Genomic DNA, 18533 nt, shown 5'->3' with positions numbered 1-18533 from the left:
GGTGCCCCCGCCCTGGGGGGGGGGGGCCCCCCCGCTTGGTGTCCCCGCGGGGGGGGCCCGCTTCGGTGACGCCCTCGTCGTGCAGGCGGGTCAGCCACTGCGCCGCTTGCTGGATGATCTGTTCGGAACTCATGCCAGCGGGTCTGCCGGGTGCAGGCTGTGGTAGCAGTGCACCAGCGCGCTGGAGATGTAGTTTTTGACGGTGCTGGGTGACACGTCCAGACGTGTGGCGATTTCGCTGTAGGTCAGCCCATCGAGACGACTCAAGAGGAACGCTTCGCGGGCCTTGGCCGGCAATCCGGCAAGCATCTCAGCAATGCGTTCCAGGGCTTGCAGCGCCACATGAATAGCGGCCGGGTCGGGCATGCCTGCGTCTTCGCTCTGGATCACCAGGGCTTCCATGTAGGCTTTTTCGATGCGACGACGACGGGCGCCATCGATCAGCAACCGCCCTGCCGTGGTGGCAAGGAATGCACGCGGCTCTTTGATCTGTTGGGGTTCGGCCAGCATCAAGACGCGAATGAAGGCGTCATGGGCAAGGTCGGCAGCATGTTGGGAACACCCGAGCTTCTTGCGCAGCCAGCCATGCAACCAACCGTGGTGCTCGCTGTACATCGCCGTGAGGGTCTGCTGCCGGACGGAGTCGCCCAGCGCGGCCGGAATGTCATGCATGCGCAAAAAGATCTCAAATGGGAATAGTTGCCAATTGCGCAAACAATGCCAGTAAAACGGTGTAGGAGCAAGTGCCGCTCCTATGTCGGATGCTGCCCACTGCAGGAGCCCGGCTTGCCGGCGATGGCGCCCTTAAGATCGCTATCGCCGGCAGGCCGGGCTCATACAGTGGAACGGGGGTGTTGTAAAAATTACGTTCCTTTAGCGCCAGCTCCATGACACGCCGGTGTAGAGGCCACGGCCGTCCGCTGGCGTGGAGCGCGCCACGTCTACGCCCTTGTCGTCATACCCCGGCGTGACGGTATTGGCGTAGCGCCGGTTGGTCAGGTTGCGCAGGTCGACCCAAGCTTGCCAATCCTGCTTGGGTGCGTCGTAGCCGAAGGTAGCGCCGAGAATGGTGTAGGACGCGGCGTAGTAGGAATTGGCGTAGTCCACCGCCACTCTTGATGAATGCTCGGTGTTGAGGCTGGTGTAGAAACCGGTCGGATGGCTGTAGCGCACTTGCGCCTGATAGTAATGCTTAGGGATGCCCGGCAAGGTGTTGTCGCCGAAACGGTCATCGTCGCGGTAGTGGAAGTCACTGAAGGTGTAAGCCTGGCGCAGGGTGAGCTGGCCATTGCGGCCGCCTTCCCATAACGGGCTGAGCAGGCTGAGTTCCACGCCCTGGTGAATTGTCGGGCTGGCATTGTTTTCAGCGACGATGGCGTTGCTGGTCGACGTCTGGGCCTGGGTTTCCACTGTGAGCAACTCATGGCGTACTTCGGAGCGGTACAGCGCCAGGTCCCACTGGCCGAGCCACGTGTCACCACGGCCGCCGATTTCCAAAGTGGTGGCGGTCTGGTTTTTCAGGCTCACGCCTTCGCGCTGCAGGCCGGTGGCCGGGCCGCTGTTTTTAGGAAAGTATTTGTTCGAACCCCAGATCATCGACCACGCATGCGGCGGCTCGACCGAACGGCTCAGGTTGCCATACACCTGCAGTTGCGGGGTGAAGTCATACCGCAGGCCGATGCGCGGGGCGTAGTCCCAGTCATGCTGGCTGAGCGGCGCCTGGCCTTCTGGGTAGGTGACTTGGGTCTCGCGACGCGTGTAGATCGCCGCCAGGCCGGTGGTGAGCCACAGGTCGGGGACCAGTTCGAGGTCGTTACCGACATGCAGCACGGTGTCGGAACCCAGGTAGCTGTAGTCACGGGTCTTGGTGCCGGGCGCGTAGCCAGCAGTATTGCCGGCCGGCGTGCGCACGTACTCCGAAGCGCCGTTATTGGGCATCGCCTGGGTGGTGCGCAGGCCAACGGTGGTTTTGCTGTCGTGGCCGAACAGCGTGTCCTGGCGGATGTAATTGAGGGTACTGCTGATATCGGTGTAAGCGACTTTCAGCCGGTTGGTGCCTTCGCGCAGGTCCATCGGGTAGTCGTGGTACGCCAGGCCGACTTCGAGCCGGGCATTGTCATCCAACTGCAAGGTGGTTTTGTTGGCGATCCAGGTAGACCCTGGTTGCAGGCGCTTGGAATCGCGGGCGGCGTTGAGGCTGTTGGCCGCACGTGGGTCATGGCTGATCTGGCTGCGCGTGAGTTTGCCAGGGGTGTCGTTGGTGGTTTCGCGGTAGCGGAAATAGAAGCGGGTTTCCAGGTCCGGGTTGAAACGGTAGCCGAAGTTGGCGGCCACGCCCTTGCCGGTGCCGGCGCTCTGGCGCTGGTAGCCGTCGGACTCGGAGTCGGTGAGGCTGATGTAGTAGTCAGCGTCTCCCAGCACCTGGCCCGAGCTGATCTCGCGCTGGGCGTAGCCTTTGCTGCCCGCTTCGTAGCGCAGTTGCAGCTTGGGTGCGTCGTAGCCGGTGCGCGTCACGTAGTTGACGGCGCCGCCGAGGGCCAAGGCCCCCTGGTCAAAACCGTTGGCGCCCCGCAGCACCTCGACGCGGCTTTGCCACAACGGGTCTTTCAGTTCATAAGGTGTGCCGCCGGGGCCGGTCAGCGGCAGGCCATCGAACATTTCGTATAGACCGGAGGCATGGGAACCGGGGCTGCGGTTCAGGCCCGAACCGCGAATCGAGAGTTTCACCCCTTCGTTGTTCGCCGCCTTGGCGTATACCCCGGCCTGGTACTTGAACACGTCTTCGTTGGTGCTCACCCGCCCCTGCTGCACACTATTCATGTCGATGTAGTTGGTGCCGCCGGGCACGCTCTTGAGCTGCGCCTCAGCCACTTCACCCGCACTGGCTTCGCTGCTGGTGACTTCGACCGGGGCCAATTGCAGGTCTTCGGCGTGCACCAGCGAGCTTAACGTCAGGGCGGCAAACAGCAACGGAGGGTGGCGCAACAGCATCAGGCAGGTCCTTGGAATTCGGGGGGCACGTGGTGGGAAGGCTGGGACGCCCGCCAGGTCACTCCTTATTAACGGACCAGACCCTTCCTACAACAGCGTCGGACCGGAATTCTTTGCTAAGTCCGAAATCGAATTACCACATGCAAACTCAGTATTTAAAGAAATAACCGCCACGCATTACTGTGGAGTCACTGAGTCACCCACGTACCAGAGATCGCCCCCATGCAAGTATCCGCCACCGTCATCGACTTCACTCTCCACCGTAAACGCCGCCAAGCGCGTGCAGCGGCCGAGTTGATGTGGGCGATGTACGCAGCGCGTGCCGGGCTGGCGGTGTTTACCGCTCAGGCCGCAACGTCCAGCGATACCCGCCGGGCGTAAGGCCGATGAATTTCCTGCACGTGATTCCAGAACCACCTGAACCGCTGCCCAAGCCCGGCACTGACGACGATGTAATCAGCCAGTGCGTCGCCCACAACCTGCAACGCCTGTGCAGCAAGCGTCATTTGTCCCTGGACGGGTTGGCGCGCGCCTGTGGCGTGAGCCGAGCGATGCTGGCGCAGATCGAATCCGGGCGCAGCGTGCCGTCGATCAAGGTTCTGTGCAAGATTGCCAAGGGTTTGAAGGTATCGGTGGCAGCGTTTCTGGAGGACCGCGCGTTTGAGGGGGTGGAGGTGCTGCCGGCGCAACAGAGCAAGCGCCTGGTCAGTGCCGATGGTGCGTTTATCAGCCGAGCGTTGTTCCCCTATGATACGGCGCGCCAGTCAGAGTTTTACGAGATCCGCCTGCGGGCGCTGGGCGAGGAGATTTCCGAAGGCCACGGGCCCGGTATCCAGGAAAACCTGGTGGTGGCCCAAGGGGTGTTGGAAGTCAGCGTCAACGATGAGCGCTACCTCCTTTCAACCGGCGACTCGATCTTGTTCTACGCCGATCAGCCCCACCGCTACCGCAACCCGGCAGACAGCGAGGCAGTGGCCTTCCTGGTGATCACTTACCCCGAGCGCCTGGATTGACCTGGATTGAAATGCAAAACGCCCCGAATAATCGGGGCGTTTTCTATTGCGCCGGACCTATCAGCAGGTGCAGCACATCATCGGCATGCCGTTGCAGCTCATCATCATCGGCATGGCGCAGTCGTTCATCATTTTGTTCATCAGCATGCAGCAGTTCTTCATCATGTCCATGCTCATGCCCGGCATTGGCATCATTTTGCACATCATGCTGTCACCCATCAGCGTGCATTCCATCACGCACTTCATCATCGGCATTGGCATGCCCATCATCGGCATCATGTTCATGCCCGTCATCATGGCCATGGCATCGGCCGACATGCACATCATCGACATATTGGCGCACTGCATCATCATCGGCATGCCGCAGTTCATCATCATCGCCATCATTTCGGCGTTGGTCTTGAACTGAGCCATGTCCATGCCGGCGGCCGGCTTCATGGTGCACATCATGGCGTCCGCGGCCATTTCGCATTTCATGGTGGCCATCATCATCGGCATGCCCATCATCGGCATCATTGGCATGGCGGTGTTCATTGGCATCTGCATGGCATTCATCATCTTCGAAACTCCGTAATCGACAGGAAATGAGTAAGTTCTGGCGTCGATTCTAAAGCCGGAGAACGGCGGCGCAAGACGGCGGCGGAGCAGCAGGAATGGGTGTTCGGAGGGAAGCTTAGTTGAAGAAAACAGCTGTAATGGCTGTAAAAGCGACTATTTCGACACTCTTGCAGCGTCAACAACTGCTGTACTTCGCCATTTGACGCTATGGATATTCGGTGGCGGAATAGCGACCAATCTTAAGGAAATAAACGTTCTAACGGATGGGGAGACGCAACCATTCGACACCTCATGACCTGGGAAGCTCAAACCCAGCCTCCCGACAACGTCATCTAAATTCAGCGCTTAGTTACACTGTACGCTGACATTACTCGCGCTGAACTGCGACCACCCACCTCGCGTAGAGTGAATCACTTGATTCTGGATTCCTCGGTGCGCGGTTGCCTGAGTGTCCACACTTTGACCTCCAGGACTGTTTTCTGTAGTGAATCTGAAGCTGATGTGACAAGTATGGGGCTTATCGTCGGTATTGGTCGCGAATACATCCAATCCGGACTGGTCTTGGCGAACCGCAGTAGAAAACTGCGCATGGGCCAAGGTTGAAAACAATACTGCCAGTACACCTATCAGTAATTTCTTCATTGGAAACGTCTCCGTTCATTGATCGAAATACTGTGAAAGCCAAACTGCAGCACAGTACGTTCAACTGTAGCTGGTTCGCAGACGCTGTCGCCCCCACACAAAACCCTCAACTATCGAAGACTTTCAGCACCCGCATCAATTCTTCCGCTTCTGATCCAGGAACAAACCGGAAGCCATACATCTCATCAGTGCTGAGAATTTCGCCCAATACCTCCAGCAATTGCGCCTCAGTCGGGGAATCACGCAATAACTTGTGCGCGGGCAGTAGCAAATCGGATGAAACGCCATGAACGCTCGCCGCGTCGATCACTGCAAACAGGATAAAACGCAAGCGTATTTCTCTTTCAGTAGGCCAAACCGTTTTTCGCTTACCCATGGTAAAGGCCTCAGATTTCAGAAAAATCCGAGGCTATTGATGAGCGCGAAGTGTTTCAAGCATGGGGCGGCAAGATAGGCCAAGTCCTACACGTCAAAAGGAAACACCGTACACTTATCCTGACGCTGACCCGTTTATTGCACCGGCAAAAAATTCATCAGCAACAAACTCTGCGCATAGTTCAGGCCAATACGCCGGTAGCGCTCGTCGAGCATCTGGGTCAGCAGGTCGAGACGCGCGACGATCTTGCCGAACTCCACCGCGAAACTGAGGTTGCTGCCCTCCTCCGATATCTCGTTGGAAAACAGCAGCAGCACGCCATTCGCATCCTGGCGTTTGCTCAGCAGCCAGGTGGCCTTCTCGATATTGCGCGCGGCATTGCTGACGAACTGCGGGTCGATCGAGTCGGTGATGTAGAACTCGGTGCGTCCGCCGTGGGCGGTCACGATCATACTGCCGATGGCATAGATAAAAGCGCCGACCCGATCGCCCTTGAAGTCCGGCCCCAAGGAATAGCTCAGCGCCTCCAGATCACGCCGATCGCCCAGCGCGGGCAGGGATCGACGTTGCTCAATGGCCAGGCGAATCTCCCGCGCCGCCGTCACAGCGTCTGGGTACCCCGACTGCCGCCACTGGCTGGGGTTGCGCAGATAGAGCTTGTTCATCAGCAAATACAGGCTCTGCAGGTTGTCGCGCATGCCCAGGGTCGCCATGCGATCGACACTGGTCTGGAAGAACTCATCGGGCTTGCCATTGCTGAACTGCTTGGCGATATCCCGACCCTGTTGCTGGCTGCAACCGCTGGCACACAGCATTAACAAGGCCGCCAGCAGCAACGGCTGGCGCATCCGTCGACTGTTAAAACAAGGAAACGTGCGATCCATCGGCACCCGATCTGATTCATCCGCCCACGCGGGTGATCGGCGGGACTGGGACAAGGATAGAGCAGAGAAATCCAGAAAAGTGCAGCGGTCGAGAGCAGATAGTTGTAACTAAAGACCGCTGGGCAGATGAATGGGCTTGATTCTGAATAATTCTTTTCAGGATCTATACTCATTAAAACAGCAGTACATAAGGGTGATGGCGATGAAACATCCAATTCGTGCGCAAATGGTTGTTCAGATGATTTGCCTGCTTTCGGTGGCACAGCTTTTTTGCTGAGCTGCATGTCACCGTTTCAACACTCAGCCGCCGTTGCGGCGGTGGAAGGTATTGCCAACTACCCACTCCAATCTGGCCCGACATCCGTATGCCGGGCCAGCACGTGCAGCTACAGCAAGACAGTGGCCAGCATGCCCAAGGCCCCCAGGCAAAACCCGATCAACGCGCCTCGCCCGGGAAACTCCTGGAACAGCACCCAGATCACGACCGGTTCCAGCAGCAATAACGAGGTGACGGAAACCACTGTGACCACCCAGATATCACCGACCGCCCGATACCCCAGCCAATAAGCCCCCAACAGACAAAGCCCCGCAAAGCACATCACCACCACCGGCATGATGAATGCCTGCCACGAGCCGTCACTGGCTTGAGCCAGCCTGGCAGTGACTACCTCACTGTAGATTGCACAAAACTCACCGACGATCATCAATCCTAGAGCAGAAACTCCGAGTAATTCTTTGGACATATCAAAAACTCCTTCGTATTCAACGCACTGTTTTTCAACTCCCAGCGGGCGATGCCGCTGCCGAGAGTCTCGTTGCAGAGATACGAAGCAGCCTTGAACAGGCCTGAATTGCCGAAGTGCTTTTGCATGCTCATGTCCTTTATAGGGGTGAGTCTCAGCGACCAGATTAGGCGCTGGCTCCGATCATACGTTTGGCCAGCGGTTTTTAACAATCAGGGCACAATTGGCATGAACGGCATTAAAAATGTGCAATCCCCCTAGGCGCCTTACGTGATGATCGGGCTATGATCGTCCATCTGAACCGGACGCCCTATGCCCCATGCCCGTTGACCTGCAAGCCCTTTATCCCAAACTGATCCACTTGATGCTGGATACGGTCTTCGTCGTCGACAGCGATAACCAGATTGTCTTCGTGAGCGATGCCTGCGAGGCACTGCTCGGCTACCGCGCCCAAGAGTTGACCGGCACCCCGATCACCGACTACATGCACCCTGAAGACCTGGCGCGCACCCGCGCCTCCATTGTGCGGGTCATGAATGGCCAACCCCACGTCGACTTCCGCAATCGTTACCTGCGCAAGGATGGCAGCGTCGTGCACATTCTGTGGGCGGCCTTCTGGTCCAAGGAAGTCGGCGCGCGGATCGGTGTCGCGCGGGACGTGACGGCGCTCACCCAGGCCGAGGAAGAATTACGCTTTCTCGCCCATCATGATCCGCTGACGGCCCTCACCAACCGCTCGCTGTTCAATGAGCGACTGAACCAAGCCCTGCAATCCGCACGGCATCACAACCAAACGCTCGCGTTGCTGTTTCTGGACATCAATGACTTCAAGGGCATCAACGATGTGCATGGCCATGCCATGGGCGATCGCGTGCTCTGTGTGATTGCCCGACGACTGGAGCGCTGCGTGCGCGAGAGCGACCTGGTAGCCCGCATGGGCGGAGATGAATTCACCGTGCTAATCACGGATGTTCAGTCTCAGGATGCGATGGCCGGCAAGGTGGCGCAGATACTGGCGGTCATGGCTGAGCCGCTGGGCACTGAGTTTGGCGGGGTCAAGATGCCGTCGTGCAGCGTCGGCGTGGCGCTTTACCCGGCGGATGGGGAAGATGCGGATACGCTATTGAGTCATGCGGACGGGGAGATGTATCGGGTGAAAAGGTTGCGGTGGAATTAATCGCCAGCCGGGCTGGCGATGATCTTCTGTGACGACCTAGCTCGAACGCTGAGCAATCGCCAATGACGCACCAAAGGCCACAAGCAGGCCACCAAACACTCGGTCAATCCAATGCCGTGCGGCCAGCAACTTCTCACGCACCCGCCCGGCGGAGAAGCACAGCGCGACCAGGCTGAACCACGCGACGTGTGCCCCCGCGATAAACACGCCATAGGCCATCTGCACGGCTACGCCCGTTTCCGGTCGCACCACCCCCATGAACAGACTGACAATGAAAATCGCGGTTTTAGGATTCAACGCATTGGTCAGAAACCCGGTGCGCAGCGCCGCCAGATCGGACAGGGCCGGCGCCGGAGTGTCGGCATGCTCACTTGCTGGCCTGGCACGCAGCATGTTGATGCCCAGGTAGACCAGATACGCCGCCCCGGCCAACTTCAACACGGTGAACAACCACAGGCTTTGTTGAAGTACCCACCCAAGGCCGAGCAGCGTATAGCCCACGTGTACCAGCACCCCCATTCCGATTCCCAGCGCCGTGAAAACGCCCGCCCGCCGGGACAGTAGCAACCCGTTGCGGGAAACCATGGCGAAATCCGGCCCAGGACTGATGCATGCCAACAGTGTGATGGTGATTACTGCTATCCATTCGTTCATGGTGTACCTTGAGAAATATCGATCACGGCCCATTACTTTTTCAGACTCTAACGACAGGCACTAACGATGTTTTCTAAAGAAAAAGGTGATTTTGAATCGTCTATTTCTGACCTGCGCATGCCCTCTTTACTTGCACTGCGTTGCTTCGAATCCGCCGGGCGGTTTGAAAGCTTTGCCCGTGCAGCAGAGGAATTGCACCTGACGCCAGGCGCCATCAGCCGCGCGGTTCGCTTGCTTGAAGAGGACTTGGGCGTTGACCTGTTTGATCGACGTAACCGCAAGGTTTTTCTAACGGATACCGGAAGACGCTTCGCAAAGGCTGTCAGTGAAGGGTTTGGGGTGATGAGCCACGCCGTGCGCGAGATCCGCACCGAATCCCGTCGCGCACGACAGCTTGTTCTGTCCTGCGAGCCCACCCTGTTGATGCGCTGGCTGATCCCGCGCTGGAGCGACTTCCAGGCACGTTACCCAGGGTTGGACATTCACTTGGTGGCAGGTGGTGGCCCATTTTCCTTCGACCAGGGCATAGACCTCGCTATTCGACGTGACGACTTCCCCCGTCCGCCCGACTATCACGCCGTGGCGCTATTCCCGGAAAAGGTTGGACCTGTCTGTCGGCCGGAAAAGGTCGACACATGGTTCGACACAAGCAAGAACATTTTGCACTCATCGGCCCCACGACTTCAGACGAAAAGCCGGCCGACGGCGTGGCAGGAATGGGCAACGGCAAAAGAACTGCCACCCCCTGTGATGGAGATGCAAGCATTTGAGCACTTTTACTTCAGCATCCAGGCGGCTGTAGCAGGCCTCGGGGTTGCCATCGGCCCCTGGCATTTAGTGCGCGACGACCTCCAGAACGGCGTATTGGCTGCGCCCATGGGATTCGTTGAAGACGGCTCAAACTATTGCCTACTGTCTCCGGCTGAGCCTGAGAAAGGCAGCGTCGAAATGGCGCTGATTGAATGGTTGCAGACGGTGGACTAATCAAGTCGCGGGTAGGTATCAAGGTGCGCAAATGATTTCCCCCTCCCAACGCCAAAAGCATCATCGCAGCACACACTCTAAGGATCGCCTGATTTTCTCAGGTGTGCGTGATCGATAGGGTGGCCGTCCATCTTTTCCCCATCACGGCCGCAAACAAAATGTGCGTTTCAAAAAAACAACGCCGACTGCGTGTACTGTTGAATACCGCAGCCGTAATAGTCTCTGCTTATTCAACGGATACATTGGCCGCGAATTGTGCTTTCACCCAAGGGAAAACGTTCACAGCTAACTACGCAGCTGCACCGGTTGCCTTGACGGTTCCTCGAGATGCGCCTGCAGGCACGGTGGTTTATGAGGAATCCATCACAGCACCACAGCAAGGTTTTAACTGCACCGGTTCATCCCCTTTTATCTTTAGACTCAACCCGACACTCGGCAGTGTTACCACTGGCAACACCTATCCCCTGGGTAAGACAGGGCTATCACTCAAAGTCAAGAACACACAGAATGGTTATTTAACTGCAGACAGGCTTCTCAGTGGGTCTTACTTAGACCCTATCAGGACATACACCATTGAAATTATTAAATCAGGTGAACTGTCATCGAAAAATGAGGTTCCCGCAGGCAGTCTTGGGGCGCATCGGTACGGTGACCTTGACCTTGTGAGGATCAACCTGGCCAATCCAATCATCTTGAACGCCGCGTCCTGCGAGACACCAGATGTGTCTGTTCAAATGGGAGATGACTACTACCTGGATGAGTTCAGCCATATCGGTGATACGTCTCAAGCCGTTAAATTCAACATTAGCCTTAACCAGTGCCAAACCGGTATCCAGAAGGTCACTTATTCCCTTAACGCAACTTCTCAAGTGATTGATCAGCAGCAGGGCATCGTAGCGTTGAACGCCAGCTCAACGGCCAAAGGCATCGGCCTGAAACTGATGAACGACAGCGGTCAACCCATCGCCTTGGGCACCACTTACCCATTCAATGGCTTCAATAGCACCGGCACCAGCTTCAACATCCCGCTTTCTGCGGCTTATTACCGGCTGGCCAATGGCGAACTCAAGGCGGGTACTGCAAACGCGTCGGTAACCTTTGTGATGAGCTATTTGTAGAACGCTCAGTGTCGGCACGGGCTGTGTCGAAACGTAAAAAGCCAATGCCCCGACAAGTCGGGGCATTGGCTTTTGTAGTCTTGGGTAAACCCACAGCGCTTTTAAGCCTTACGGGCCCACCTGACCTCTTTAGACCAGGAAGCACCCACGGCGGGTCAACCTATATTATTTGGCTTGGCGAAGCACAAGCTGCGACAGACGGGTCTTCACCCGGAAGCAGAACTCACGAATTTGAAATTGATAGGCGGGCATGACCATATAGTTCAAATCAGCACCCAATGAGTCCTTGATTTCCATATATTTAGCGGTCTTGGAAGCAATGGCTTGGTATTCCGCCTCGTATTTAACGTAAGACGGCTTGTTGTAAACCTTCAAAACATCCAGCTCTTTACGGCACTGCTCTGCGCGACTTGTTTCTGATTCTGGCTGAGCGGCCTCTGGAGAAGCATGGGCTGCAACGTCAGCAGCAGGTTCAGACTCATATCGCACAGTATAATTAGGTGACGACGGTACGGCTTCAGGTGATGCTTCATGGACGACGGCAGGAGGTGGAGTCACTTCAGTTTTTTCTGGAGTTTTCGTAGCGCATCCCGCGAGGGCAAGTCCTACCACTACAACGATGCCACACATTTTATCCATCGGTTTCACCAAGAAGTAATTATGGTTGGCTGAGTCGTTAGGTTCTGGGTAAAAGCAATAGCTCACTCAATGATCGAGTGTAGATTTTCTACCAGACTCAAGGCGCTCAGCCTCTCTTCCTTGAGCGCACAGACGGGTAATAGTAGTAAAAAAACAAAGAGATGACGAGTAAAAGCTCGATCGCAGAGCAGACGCGAGGGTCAATGCAATTCGTGCAACCGCCAAGCCCTTCAAATAGGCAAAGGTAGTCAATAGCAACGGCCCTGAATGGGGCCGTTGTGATGCAGGGCATTAAGACTTGACCCAATCCAAATCTACCGGCCCGTGGATACCGTCAACCTGGCCCTTGCTGCTGTGTTGCCACCACTCCCAGCTTTTACCCTTGGCGCTCCAGGTTTCAGGCACTGTGGGCTGAGCCACTTCCCAATGGGCAATCCACAGCGGGCACTCACTGAAATCGTACTTGCGCCAGGCCACGCGGTTACTCCAGATGCTGGGAGAGGCGTAGATGTGCGGGTATGCCCCCTCCAGCAGCGAAACCCTAATTAGCGTCACCAGCTGAAACAGGGCATCGGCCATCTGATCCGGGCTCGCCCCCTCGTTGCGATTGGTCTCGACATCAATGACCAGAGTATCCCGCCTGGCGTTGAACGCCACCTCGGCCAGACGCCCCTTGATATTGGTCAGTTGCTCGCACGGCGTACTGCTCAACGCACGAAAATAGTGATAGACCCCGGCGTTCACACCGTTTGCCTGCATACCTTGGAAGTTCGTGACAAATTTTGGGTCGGTGTAGTCTCCACCCTCTGTCATTTTGGCGATTGCATGGGTGATGCCCGCAGCCGCGACGCGGGTCCAGTCAATATCGCCCTGCCAGCGCGACACGTCGATGCCCCGCGCATTTTCGTTTTTAGTCGGTTCGTTGCAACTCATCTGTGCGTTCCTGCAATGGATGTCGGGTCGATTCTTTCATCGACACACATCAGCAATGCACTATTGGAATACCGCACCCCACCCGGCGATAACGAAATAGCAGGCAAAAAAAATCCCGCAAAGCCTTTTGGCTCGCGGGATCTTTTTTCATGTTTGGCGGGAAACCAGGGATTCGAACCCTGGAGACGCTATTAACGTCCGCCGGTTTTCAAGACTGCCAAATTAACAATACAAATCAACAGCTTAGGACATCATCATTTCCGCATCAGAGCATTTTTTGATGCCCTACAAGCCGCATAGAACAAGGGGCACGCATCAGGTTGCGGAAACGAATTACCCCTCCCCCGCCGTCCTGCCGACCAAACCAAAACCACTAATAGGCCGCTACTCACCAGACAAATCGTATGACTGCACCTGGCCGAAAGCCGCTGGTCGCCGACGGCAGCATTCGATTGGGACCCCCCGGCCAAGAAGGGCCGTTACCGGCCAAAAGCAGCCGTGCACAAAAAACACCTTCTAGCTGGAATATGGCCACCTTGCTTAAGAAGCAGTGATCACTGGATCGCGTAATTTCCAGATCACAAAAAAACTGAGGTACTGCATCCATTCCGAACGCCGCCACGTATATCAAACACGGACAGACCTTCCTGGCCGAATCTCCTCATAAAGGATCATCGCGATGAAAAGCATCTCCATCAAAACGCCGTTGATAGTCGGCCTGCTGACCTTGGCGGCAGGTAGCGGCTTAGTGTTCAACGCGGCACAGGCAGCGACGATGAGCCACGGCAGCGTAATGGTAGGCGGGCAAAGCATGTTGCCGAGCAAGGACATCGTTGATAACGCAGTAAATTCCGCAGATCACACGACCCTGGTCGCCGCTGTCAAAGCTGCCGGTCTAGTCGACACTCTCAAGGGCAAAGGTCCCTTTACCGTGTTCGCACCGGTCAATTCAGCCTTTACTGCTTTGCCCGCCGGAACCGTCGATACGTTGCTGAAGCCGGAAAACAAGGCAACCCTCAGCAAGATCCTCACTTACCACGTTGTGAGCGGCAAACTGGACATGGCCACCCTTGCCGAAAAGATCAAGGCCGGTGGCGGTAAGGCCGAACTTACCACTGTCTCAGGAGGCAAGCTGTGGGCAATGATGAATGGCCCGCACAACATCACCATCAAAGACGAGAAGGGTAACGTCGCCGACATCACCACCTATGACGTGTACCAGTCGAACGGTGTGATACAGGTCATCGATAAGGTGCTGATGCCGAAAAGTTGACTGACATCGCCGGTCGCCATCCGCAGGATTGGCGAGTTTTCCGAGGAGCCCACCCGTGAATGGAACAACAGCGCGCCGTGGGCTAACCTCTGGCTGCAATCGACATTTAGCACCTCACGACTTAATCGTTTGGAGAAAGGCTATTCCAATCGCCGACATCGACCAACTCAAACACCTTTTAGCCCAGTGCTCCCTGGGTGATCGACGCGCATTTGAAACGCTGTATCGTAGCGTGAGTCCGCGCTTGCACGGCGTGGCTTTGCGGCTCATGGGACGTTCGGATCTCGCTGAAGAGGTGCTGCAGGAAAGTTTTGTGCGCATTTGGAACAATGCTTCACGCTACCAATCCCACCTGTCCGCGCCGATGACCTGGATGATCAACATAACGCGAAACCAGGCCATCGACCAATTGCGAAAATATCGCGACCGTCCGCTGAATGATCTCGACGCGCAGACGTTGGTTGATGACAGCCCCTCGGCACATGACCAACTGAACAGTTCCCGTGAGTCCAGCACATTACATCGGTGCCTGGATAAGCTAGAAGGGATGCAACGCCAGTCGATCACTATTGCCTACTTTGGGGGACTCTCCTGTTCAGAGTTGGCCGAACACCTTTCAGCACCGCTAGGGTCGGTGAAGTCTTGGATACGCCGGGGCATGGAGCATCTGCGCAGGTGCCTTGAGTCATGAACTACCAAACTCCAAGTATGCGTCGCGCACTTGCCGCCGACTATGCCATCGGGTTGATGCCGCGCACCGCACGCCGGCGCTTTGAGCAACTTTTACTAAAAGACTCGGAACTTCGCGCGGAACTTGCGCAATGGCAGGAATGCCTCATGAGCCTCACGGAGGCTCTGCCTGAACAACCTGTACCGGATCGTGTTTGGCGCAAAGTTACGGCTCGCATAGATCCGCAAACAATGCAGCTGCCTATGAAACGGCCTCTCTGGAACTGGCTCCGAATGACGATCGCAGCATGCTCACTCGTAGCAGCAGTATCGCTAAGCGTTATCTACAGCCGTGACGATGTACGCTACGGTGCCACGTTGTATAGCGCTGACGCACAGTCTTGGATGAGCATTGAAACGCGAGAGGACTACCTGAGAATCAAACCGCAGGCGTTAGCGAAAGTTGAAAAGGGTCGTAGCCTGGAAATGTGGCTTATTCCGCTAAGTGGCAAACCCGTGTCCCTTGGGGTGATACCGCCAGGTGGAGATGGGGAGATCAAGTTGGCCAGCGCGCAGAAAGCTCTCATGGGTGAGTCAAGCACTTTGGCCGTCAGTCTTGAACCCGATGGCGGATCGCCGACAGGACAGCCGACAGGTCCGGTGCTTTACCAGGGCGCGCTTACGGTACTGTAACTCCGTGGCGGTAAGTCTTTAATCTTTTCGTGAGTAAACGACTCAATGATCGGTCGTCCAGAGTTCGAAGCCAGCTCAACCGACTCATGAGTAGTGAACGGCAGCTTCTGGCCGGCCGCTGCCGTTCACTAGAGCCAGCTTTGGGTCGAGGGTGGACACTCATAACCTTGGGATGGGCTCCCAATCGCCAACTGCTACGCTGTTCACTCCACCAGAGGAACGCCGATGCCAAACTCAGACCTACTTCCCTCCCTCCTGTCCAAGCTCTACGAAAATCAGCTGGCCCTGGAAGCCTCCATCATGGAGCTATCGAACTGGATCGAACAGCGCGGCTCAGCCGATGTGGCTGAGAACATCCGCGGCGCTTTGCACACCATCGACGAAAACGAGGAATTCATTAAGCTGACTCTGGCAGTCCTCATGTCTCCTGACTGACCGACGCGTAACCCTGCAGTTCGTCGCCTCAAGCCTTCCGCCTAATCAAATCCAAATTACTGTGCACGCATACAGCATTTGGATATGACAAACATGAGCATCGACTTGGACACAGAGGACTGGCTCGGGTGCCCCTCGCCCCTCGAAATGTACCAGCACCAATGCGCGCTTTTGGAGGACGAACTCATCCAGACCGAGGCAATGCTTCGCAAGGCACGGGCCAATGTGGCCGGCCTTGTCCAGATGAATGACTTGCTGGCTACCGGGAAGACGACAGCAGAAACGAAGCTGCGATATTTTGAAGCAGAGCTAAGCCGTACAAATGTCCAGTCCTCGGAAATGGCAAAAGAGATCATGGGCTTGAAAATGATCGCAAGTCAGAACGAGCACCTATTAAGGGAGAATCAGCGGTTGCTGGTGGAGCTGACAAATCTAAAAGAGCCTTCAACCTAGCTCGTCTGCGTATGCAGTCAAAGCTCTATCTGACAAGTCGATAAAACCGGCCCCGTCAATCAGTCCATGCGACCTCAAAACGTTCGCAGCAGACATGCTCATGTCGTACCGCTCTTGGGGGGATAGAGACCCCGGCGCTGTGCTATTGCTCGGCGGGGTTGATCCCTCTAATGCCTTGCCTTGCCCATTACTGATCGTCATGACGAATGCTCTTGCCCAGTGTCTACCCTGTAGAGACTGACCGAAGCCTGTCTGTTCACCAGCCCCGACGAGCGGAGACGATCATGTGCGGAAGATTGACGCAGTACCGCGGCATCCATGACTTTGTTGCAGCGCTGAGCATGCCCAATGCCCTGGCCATCTCTGTGGGCGATCAGCCGATTGAGCGCTACAACGTCGCGCCAACAACTCAGGTTGCGCTGCTCCATCTGCAGGGAGACTTACTGCACGCCGACCCGGTCCGTTGGGGATGGAGACCACATTGGGCGAAGGAACGCGCAGCTCCAATCAACGCGCGCGTCGAGAAGGTAGCCCACGGACCATTCTTCCGGGCGATCTGGCCGCACCGGGCTATCACACCCATAGACGGTTGGTTTGAATGGGTAGATGAAGGCGGCCCCAAGAAGCAGCCATATCTGATCCGTCGCAGGGATGGTGCACCGATATTCTGCGCTGCCATCGGCCAGCTACCGGATGCTGATGAAGGCCCGGGCGAGCATGATGGCTTCGTGATCATCACAGCCGAAAGCGCCGGGGGAATGGTGGACATTCATGACCGGCGCCCCGTGGTGCTGACCCCGGATCTGGCGCGGGAATGGTTGGACCCGGCCACGCCCAAGGAGCGCGCCGAGCAGATGTTGCTGCACCAGAGCGAACCGTCCGAGGTGTTTGAGTGGTTCAAAGTGGATTTCGCAGTTGGTAACGTGCGAAACCAACAGGCCGGAATTATCAATCCTGTCAGTGCGCAATAGTCCGGACATACGCCTGGCAAGCCCGCAGCGCGATCAGTCCTTGGTCGCCGGCGTCGGTGATGGCGATAATTCGTTGAGCATGCGCTGGGTCAAGTTGGGCTCGACGGGCTGCATGAACCACGCCGGCGGCGCCGGGGGCGGCAGGCACGTCGCAGGCACTGGCTGTATCCTTGGCAAGGAGGACTGACAGCCGCAGATCAGAAGTGGCAAGGCGATCGCGAATAACAGCCTGCTTGTGTTTCTCATCGGATAATTCCTTGGTGTGTTGTTGGTCCTGGATGGCGAGGTGCTGCTCCAGCGCCAGGCGGTTGTCCTGCTCGGTGCGCGCCTGGGCGGCAGCGGCATTGCTGATTGCCGCCAAATCATCCTGGTGTAGGCCAGCCTGCACGGCGAGCAGCTTGCCCATGCGCCAGTCCTGAACCTGCCAGGTCACGCCCGCGGCGCTGGCCATCAGCACCAGGATCAGCAGCACCAGCCCGGCCAGCTTCTGCACGGGTGTCATACCAGCACCTTTTTCGCCCGCTCCCACAGTTGCAGGCGATCGGCCAGGCCAGTGAGCCCACCATTGATGCGCCGCGTGATCTTTGTGAACTCACCCTGATCCGCCAGCGTGTTGAGCCCCTTGGTGGACCAGAACCAGGCCGCCGACATCGCTGCGTGCTGCGGCAGCTCAAGTAACTCCGGGGTGTTGATCAGGTCCAGGCCCAGGGCTTCACCGCATGCACCATAGTTGGCTCGGCCGGTGATCTGGATCAGTCCGCGCCCACGGTACTTCGAGCCGTCCCCCTTGACTATGTTGCCCAGGTCGGCACGGCCTTCGTAGGTGAGCTGCTGCGCGGTGGCCCCCCAGATCTCACGCACGTAGCGCAGTTGGCCAGACTCATGCCCAACCTGGGCGATGAATGCGGTGGCCCGCGCGGGGCCCACGATGCCGTAGCGGTTCATGGACGTGTTCAGGGCAGAAACAAAAACGCCGGCTTGGCGGCCGGCGTTCGGGAGGATCTGCAGCAACTGCTGCTCGGTGATCGGCATGCTTTTCTCCAGGCACAAAAAAACCGCTCAAGGCGGCTGGTGTGTTCGGGCATCAATGAGTCAGGCGTCAGCGGCTACCGCGCTGATGGTGTCTCGGGCGGCTTTGCGGCCCGACTTGATATCATCAGGGATAGCCTGCCCCGTCTCTATCTGTCGAAGGACGTACCAGTCGGTATCCCGCAGATAGCGGCGCGCCTCTTCAGCTGAAACTTCTTGCGCGATATCGGCAGGAGTCTTGATCCTTTCCAGCTTGCTCAAGTCAATCATTCACTGGGCTCTCCAAGAGTACGGGTTC

The 18533-nt window shown here is 57.0% G+C and carries 24 protein-coding genes; 11 read left to right on the top strand and 13 right to left on the bottom strand.

Going from position 1 to position 18533, the window contains the following annotated elements; all coding sequences use genetic code 11:
* Positions 1 to 129: 129 nt before the first annotated feature.
* Positions 130 to 672 carry a sigma-70 family RNA polymerase sigma factor gene (locus tag WH299_RS15720; protein WP_028616684.1) on the bottom strand — a complete coding sequence of 181 codons (543 nt, stop codon included), beginning with the start codon at positions 670 to 672 and terminating at the stop codon, positions 130 to 132.
* Positions 673 to 873: 201 nt separating this feature from the next.
* Positions 874 to 2991, bottom strand: coding sequence for a TonB-dependent receptor family protein (locus WH299_RS15715; protein WP_339550735.1), 2118 nt, complete (start codon positions 2989 to 2991; stop codon positions 874 to 876).
* A gap of 222 nt (positions 2992 to 3213) precedes the next feature.
* On the opposite strand from WH299_RS15715, the gene WH299_RS15710 reads away from it, so the two are divergent.
* Positions 3214 to 3372, top strand: coding sequence for a hypothetical protein (locus WH299_RS15710; protein WP_164393835.1), 159 nt, complete (start codon positions 3214 to 3216; stop codon positions 3370 to 3372).
* A gap of 5 nt (positions 3373 to 3377) precedes the next feature.
* Positions 3378 to 4004, top strand: coding sequence for a helix-turn-helix domain-containing protein (locus WH299_RS15705; protein WP_339550733.1), 627 nt, complete (start codon positions 3378 to 3380; stop codon positions 4002 to 4004).
* Between the two features lie 60 nt (positions 4005 to 4064).
* Here WH299_RS15705 and WH299_RS15700 read toward each other — a convergent pair whose 3' ends face one another.
* The 5 genes from WH299_RS15700 to WH299_RS15680 all read right to left on the bottom strand — a co-directional run bounded on the left by WH299_RS15700 (position 4065) and on the right by WH299_RS15680 (position 7335).
* On the bottom strand, positions 4065 to 4562 hold the full coding sequence (locus WH299_RS15700) for a hypothetical protein (protein ID WP_073860010.1): 498 nt from the start codon (positions 4560 to 4562) through the stop codon (positions 4065 to 4067).
* A 748-nt stretch (positions 4563 to 5310) separates the two neighbouring features.
* Positions 5311 to 5580 (bottom strand): hypothetical protein, encoded by a 270-nt coding sequence (locus tag WH299_RS15695; RefSeq protein ID WP_122728934.1) that lies wholly within the window; start codon positions 5578 to 5580, stop codon positions 5311 to 5313.
* 134 nt (positions 5581 to 5714) lie between these two features.
* Positions 5715 to 6428: a hypothetical protein gene (locus tag WH299_RS15690; protein WP_339550732.1), complete on the bottom strand. Its 714-nt coding sequence runs from the start codon at positions 6426 to 6428 to the stop codon at positions 5715 to 5717.
* Between the two features lie 422 nt (positions 6429 to 6850).
* Positions 6851 to 7168 carry a hypothetical protein gene (locus tag WH299_RS15685; RefSeq protein WP_164393843.1) on the bottom strand — a complete coding sequence of 106 codons (318 nt, stop codon included), beginning with the start codon at positions 7166 to 7168 and terminating at the stop codon, positions 6851 to 6853.
* A 5-nt stretch (positions 7169 to 7173) separates the two neighbouring features.
* The gene (locus WH299_RS15680) at positions 7174 to 7335 is read right to left on the bottom strand and encodes a hypothetical protein (RefSeq protein ID WP_178083555.1); all 162 of its coding nucleotides are present in this window, start codon (positions 7333 to 7335) and stop codon (positions 7174 to 7176) included.
* 191 nt (positions 7336 to 7526) lie between these two features.
* On the opposite strand from WH299_RS15680, the gene WH299_RS15675 reads away from it, so the two are divergent.
* A complete protein-coding gene (locus tag WH299_RS15675; RefSeq protein WP_122728942.1) occupies positions 7527 to 8384 on the top strand; it encodes a diguanylate cyclase domain-containing protein in 858 nt (285 codons plus the stop codon).
* 36 nt (positions 8385 to 8420) lie between these two features.
* On the opposite strand, the gene WH299_RS15670 is transcribed toward WH299_RS15675, so the two are convergent.
* Positions 8421 to 9038 carry a LysE family translocator gene (locus WH299_RS15670; RefSeq protein ID WP_126570896.1) on the bottom strand — a complete coding sequence of 206 codons (618 nt, stop codon included), beginning with the start codon at positions 9036 to 9038 and terminating at the stop codon, positions 8421 to 8423.
* A gap of 66 nt (positions 9039 to 9104) precedes the next feature.
* Here WH299_RS15670 and WH299_RS15665 point away from each other — a divergent pair, with 66 nt between their 5' ends.
* A complete protein-coding gene (locus tag WH299_RS15665) occupies positions 9105 to 10022 on the top strand; it encodes a LysR family transcriptional regulator (RefSeq protein ID WP_339550730.1) in 918 nt (305 codons plus the stop codon).
* A gap of 119 nt (positions 10023 to 10141) precedes the next feature.
* On the top strand, positions 10142 to 11140 hold the full coding sequence (locus tag WH299_RS15660) for a fimbrial protein (RefSeq protein WP_339550728.1): 999 nt from the start codon (positions 10142 to 10144) through the stop codon (positions 11138 to 11140).
* A gap of 165 nt (positions 11141 to 11305) precedes the next feature.
* Here WH299_RS15660 and WH299_RS15655 read toward each other — a convergent pair whose 3' ends face one another.
* The gene (locus tag WH299_RS15655) at positions 11306 to 11779 is read right to left on the bottom strand and encodes a hypothetical protein (RefSeq protein ID WP_240037370.1); all 474 of its coding nucleotides are present in this window, start codon (positions 11777 to 11779) and stop codon (positions 11306 to 11308) included.
* Between the two features lie 291 nt (positions 11780 to 12070).
* On the bottom strand, positions 12071 to 12712 hold the full coding sequence (locus WH299_RS15650; RefSeq protein WP_339550727.1) for a glycoside hydrolase family 25 protein: 642 nt from the start codon (positions 12710 to 12712) through the stop codon (positions 12071 to 12073).
* 679 nt (positions 12713 to 13391) lie between these two features.
* Between WH299_RS15650 and WH299_RS15645 the strand changes: the two genes are divergently transcribed.
* From WH299_RS15645 to WH299_RS15620, 6 genes are all read left to right on the top strand, one after another.
* Positions 13392 to 13985, top strand: a complete 594-nt coding sequence (locus tag WH299_RS15645; RefSeq protein WP_339550726.1) for a fasciclin domain-containing protein — start codon at positions 13392 to 13394, stop codon at positions 13983 to 13985.
* 55 nt (positions 13986 to 14040) lie between these two features.
* A complete protein-coding gene (locus tag WH299_RS15640; protein WP_068932020.1) occupies positions 14041 to 14676 on the top strand; it encodes a sigma-70 family RNA polymerase sigma factor in 636 nt (211 codons plus the stop codon).
* Positions 14673 to 15347 (top strand): anti-sigma factor, encoded by a 675-nt coding sequence (locus WH299_RS15635; RefSeq protein ID WP_339550724.1) that lies wholly within the window; start codon positions 14673 to 14675, stop codon positions 15345 to 15347. The genes WH299_RS15640 and WH299_RS15635 overlap by 4 nt, the downstream gene beginning before the upstream one ends.
* Before the next feature lie 225 nt (positions 15348 to 15572).
* On the top strand, positions 15573 to 15782 hold the full coding sequence (locus tag WH299_RS15630) for a hypothetical protein (protein ID WP_028616697.1): 210 nt from the start codon (positions 15573 to 15575) through the stop codon (positions 15780 to 15782).
* 93 nt (positions 15783 to 15875) lie between these two features.
* Positions 15876 to 16235, top strand: coding sequence for a hypothetical protein (locus WH299_RS15625; RefSeq protein WP_339550723.1), 360 nt, complete (start codon positions 15876 to 15878; stop codon positions 16233 to 16235).
* 284 nt (positions 16236 to 16519) lie between these two features.
* On the top strand, positions 16520 to 17206 hold the full coding sequence (locus WH299_RS15620) for an SOS response-associated peptidase family protein (RefSeq protein ID WP_339550722.1): 687 nt from the start codon (positions 16520 to 16522) through the stop codon (positions 17204 to 17206).
* Here the strand turns inward: WH299_RS15620 and WH299_RS15615 are convergent.
* Genes WH299_RS15615 through WH299_RS15605 form a run of 3 tightly spaced genes read right to left on the bottom strand, consistent with a single transcriptional unit; the run spans position 17193 to position 18505 of the window.
* Positions 17193 to 17708, bottom strand: coding sequence for a lysis system i-spanin subunit Rz (locus tag WH299_RS15615; protein ID WP_339550721.1), 516 nt, complete (start codon positions 17706 to 17708; stop codon positions 17193 to 17195). The genes WH299_RS15620 and WH299_RS15615 overlap by 14 nt on opposite strands.
* Positions 17705 to 18238 (bottom strand): glycoside hydrolase family 19 protein, encoded by a 534-nt coding sequence (locus tag WH299_RS15610; protein WP_339550720.1) that lies wholly within the window; start codon positions 18236 to 18238, stop codon positions 17705 to 17707. Before WH299_RS15610 ends, WH299_RS15615 begins: the two co-directional genes overlap by 4 nt.
* Before the next feature lie 60 nt (positions 18239 to 18298).
* Positions 18299 to 18505: a hypothetical protein gene (locus WH299_RS15605; RefSeq protein ID WP_339550718.1), complete on the bottom strand. Its 207-nt coding sequence runs from the start codon at positions 18503 to 18505 to the stop codon at positions 18299 to 18301.
* Positions 18506 to 18533 lie beyond the last annotated feature (28 nt).

Origin of the sequence: Pseudomonas sp. MYb541, from assembly GCF_037479595.1 — a bacterium.
In the GTDB taxonomy this organism is placed as follows: Bacteria; Pseudomonadota; Gammaproteobacteria; order Pseudomonadales; family Pseudomonadaceae; genus Aquipseudomonas; species Aquipseudomonas canadensis.
This window is presented reverse-complemented; position numbering and strand designations above follow the sequence as displayed.

Coding starts and splice junctions, on each gene's coding strand:
- WH299_RS15615 (WP_339550721.1), bottom strand. CDS start 17,708: ATGACACCCGTGCAGAAGCTGGCCGGGCTGGTGCTGCTGATCCTGGTG.
- WH299_RS15675 (WP_122728942.1), top strand. CDS start 7,527: ATGCCCGTTGACCTGCAAGCCCTTTATCCCAAACTGATCCACTTGATG.
- WH299_RS15605 (WP_339550718.1), bottom strand. CDS start 18,505: ATGATTGACTTGAGCAAGCTGGAAAGGATCAAGACTCCTGCCGATATC.
- WH299_RS15700 (WP_073860010.1), bottom strand. CDS start 4,562: ATGATGAATGCCATGCAGATGCCAATGAACACCGCCATGCCAATGATG.
- WH299_RS15670 (WP_126570896.1), bottom strand. CDS start 9,038: ATGAACGAATGGATAGCAGTAATCACCATCACACTGTTGGCATGCATC.
- WH299_RS15715 (WP_339550735.1), bottom strand. CDS start 2,991: ATGCTGTTGCGCCACCCTCCGTTGCTGTTTGCCGCCCTGACGTTAAGC.
- WH299_RS15680 (WP_178083555.1), bottom strand. CDS start 7,335: ATGCAAAAGCACTTCGGCAATTCAGGCCTGTTCAAGGCTGCTTCGTAT.
- WH299_RS15620 (WP_339550722.1), top strand. CDS start 16,520: ATGTGCGGAAGATTGACGCAGTACCGCGGCATCCATGACTTTGTTGCA.
- WH299_RS15710 (WP_164393835.1), top strand. CDS start 3,214: ATGCAAGTATCCGCCACCGTCATCGACTTCACTCTCCACCGTAAACGC.
- WH299_RS15625 (WP_339550723.1), top strand. CDS start 15,876: ATGAGCATCGACTTGGACACAGAGGACTGGCTCGGGTGCCCCTCGCCC.
- WH299_RS15635 (WP_339550724.1), top strand. CDS start 14,673: ATGAACTACCAAACTCCAAGTATGCGTCGCGCACTTGCCGCCGACTAT.
- WH299_RS15695 (WP_122728934.1), bottom strand. CDS start 5,580: ATGGGTAAGCGAAAAACGGTTTGGCCTACTGAAAGAGAAATACGCTTG.
- WH299_RS15630 (WP_028616697.1), top strand. CDS start 15,573: ATGCCAAACTCAGACCTACTTCCCTCCCTCCTGTCCAAGCTCTACGAA.
- WH299_RS15655 (WP_240037370.1), bottom strand. CDS start 11,779: ATGGATAAAATGTGTGGCATCGTTGTAGTGGTAGGACTTGCCCTCGCG.
- WH299_RS15720 (WP_028616684.1), bottom strand. CDS start 672: ATGCATGACATTCCGGCCGCGCTGGGCGACTCCGTCCGGCAGCAGACC.
- WH299_RS15650 (WP_339550727.1), bottom strand. CDS start 12,712: ATGAGTTGCAACGAACCGACTAAAAACGAAAATGCGCGGGGCATCGAC.
- WH299_RS15645 (WP_339550726.1), top strand. CDS start 13,392: ATGAAAAGCATCTCCATCAAAACGCCGTTGATAGTCGGCCTGCTGACC.
- WH299_RS15690 (WP_339550732.1), bottom strand. CDS start 6,428: ATGCGCCAGCCGTTGCTGCTGGCGGCCTTGTTAATGCTGTGTGCCAGC.
- WH299_RS15610 (WP_339550720.1), bottom strand. CDS start 18,238: ATGCCGATCACCGAGCAGCAGTTGCTGCAGATCCTCCCGAACGCCGGC.
- WH299_RS15685 (WP_164393843.1), bottom strand. CDS start 7,168: ATGATCGTCGGTGAGTTTTGTGCAATCTACAGTGAGGTAGTCACTGCC.
- WH299_RS15705 (WP_339550733.1), top strand. CDS start 3,378: ATGAATTTCCTGCACGTGATTCCAGAACCACCTGAACCGCTGCCCAAG.
- WH299_RS15665 (WP_339550730.1), top strand. CDS start 9,105: ATGTTTTCTAAAGAAAAAGGTGATTTTGAATCGTCTATTTCTGACCTG.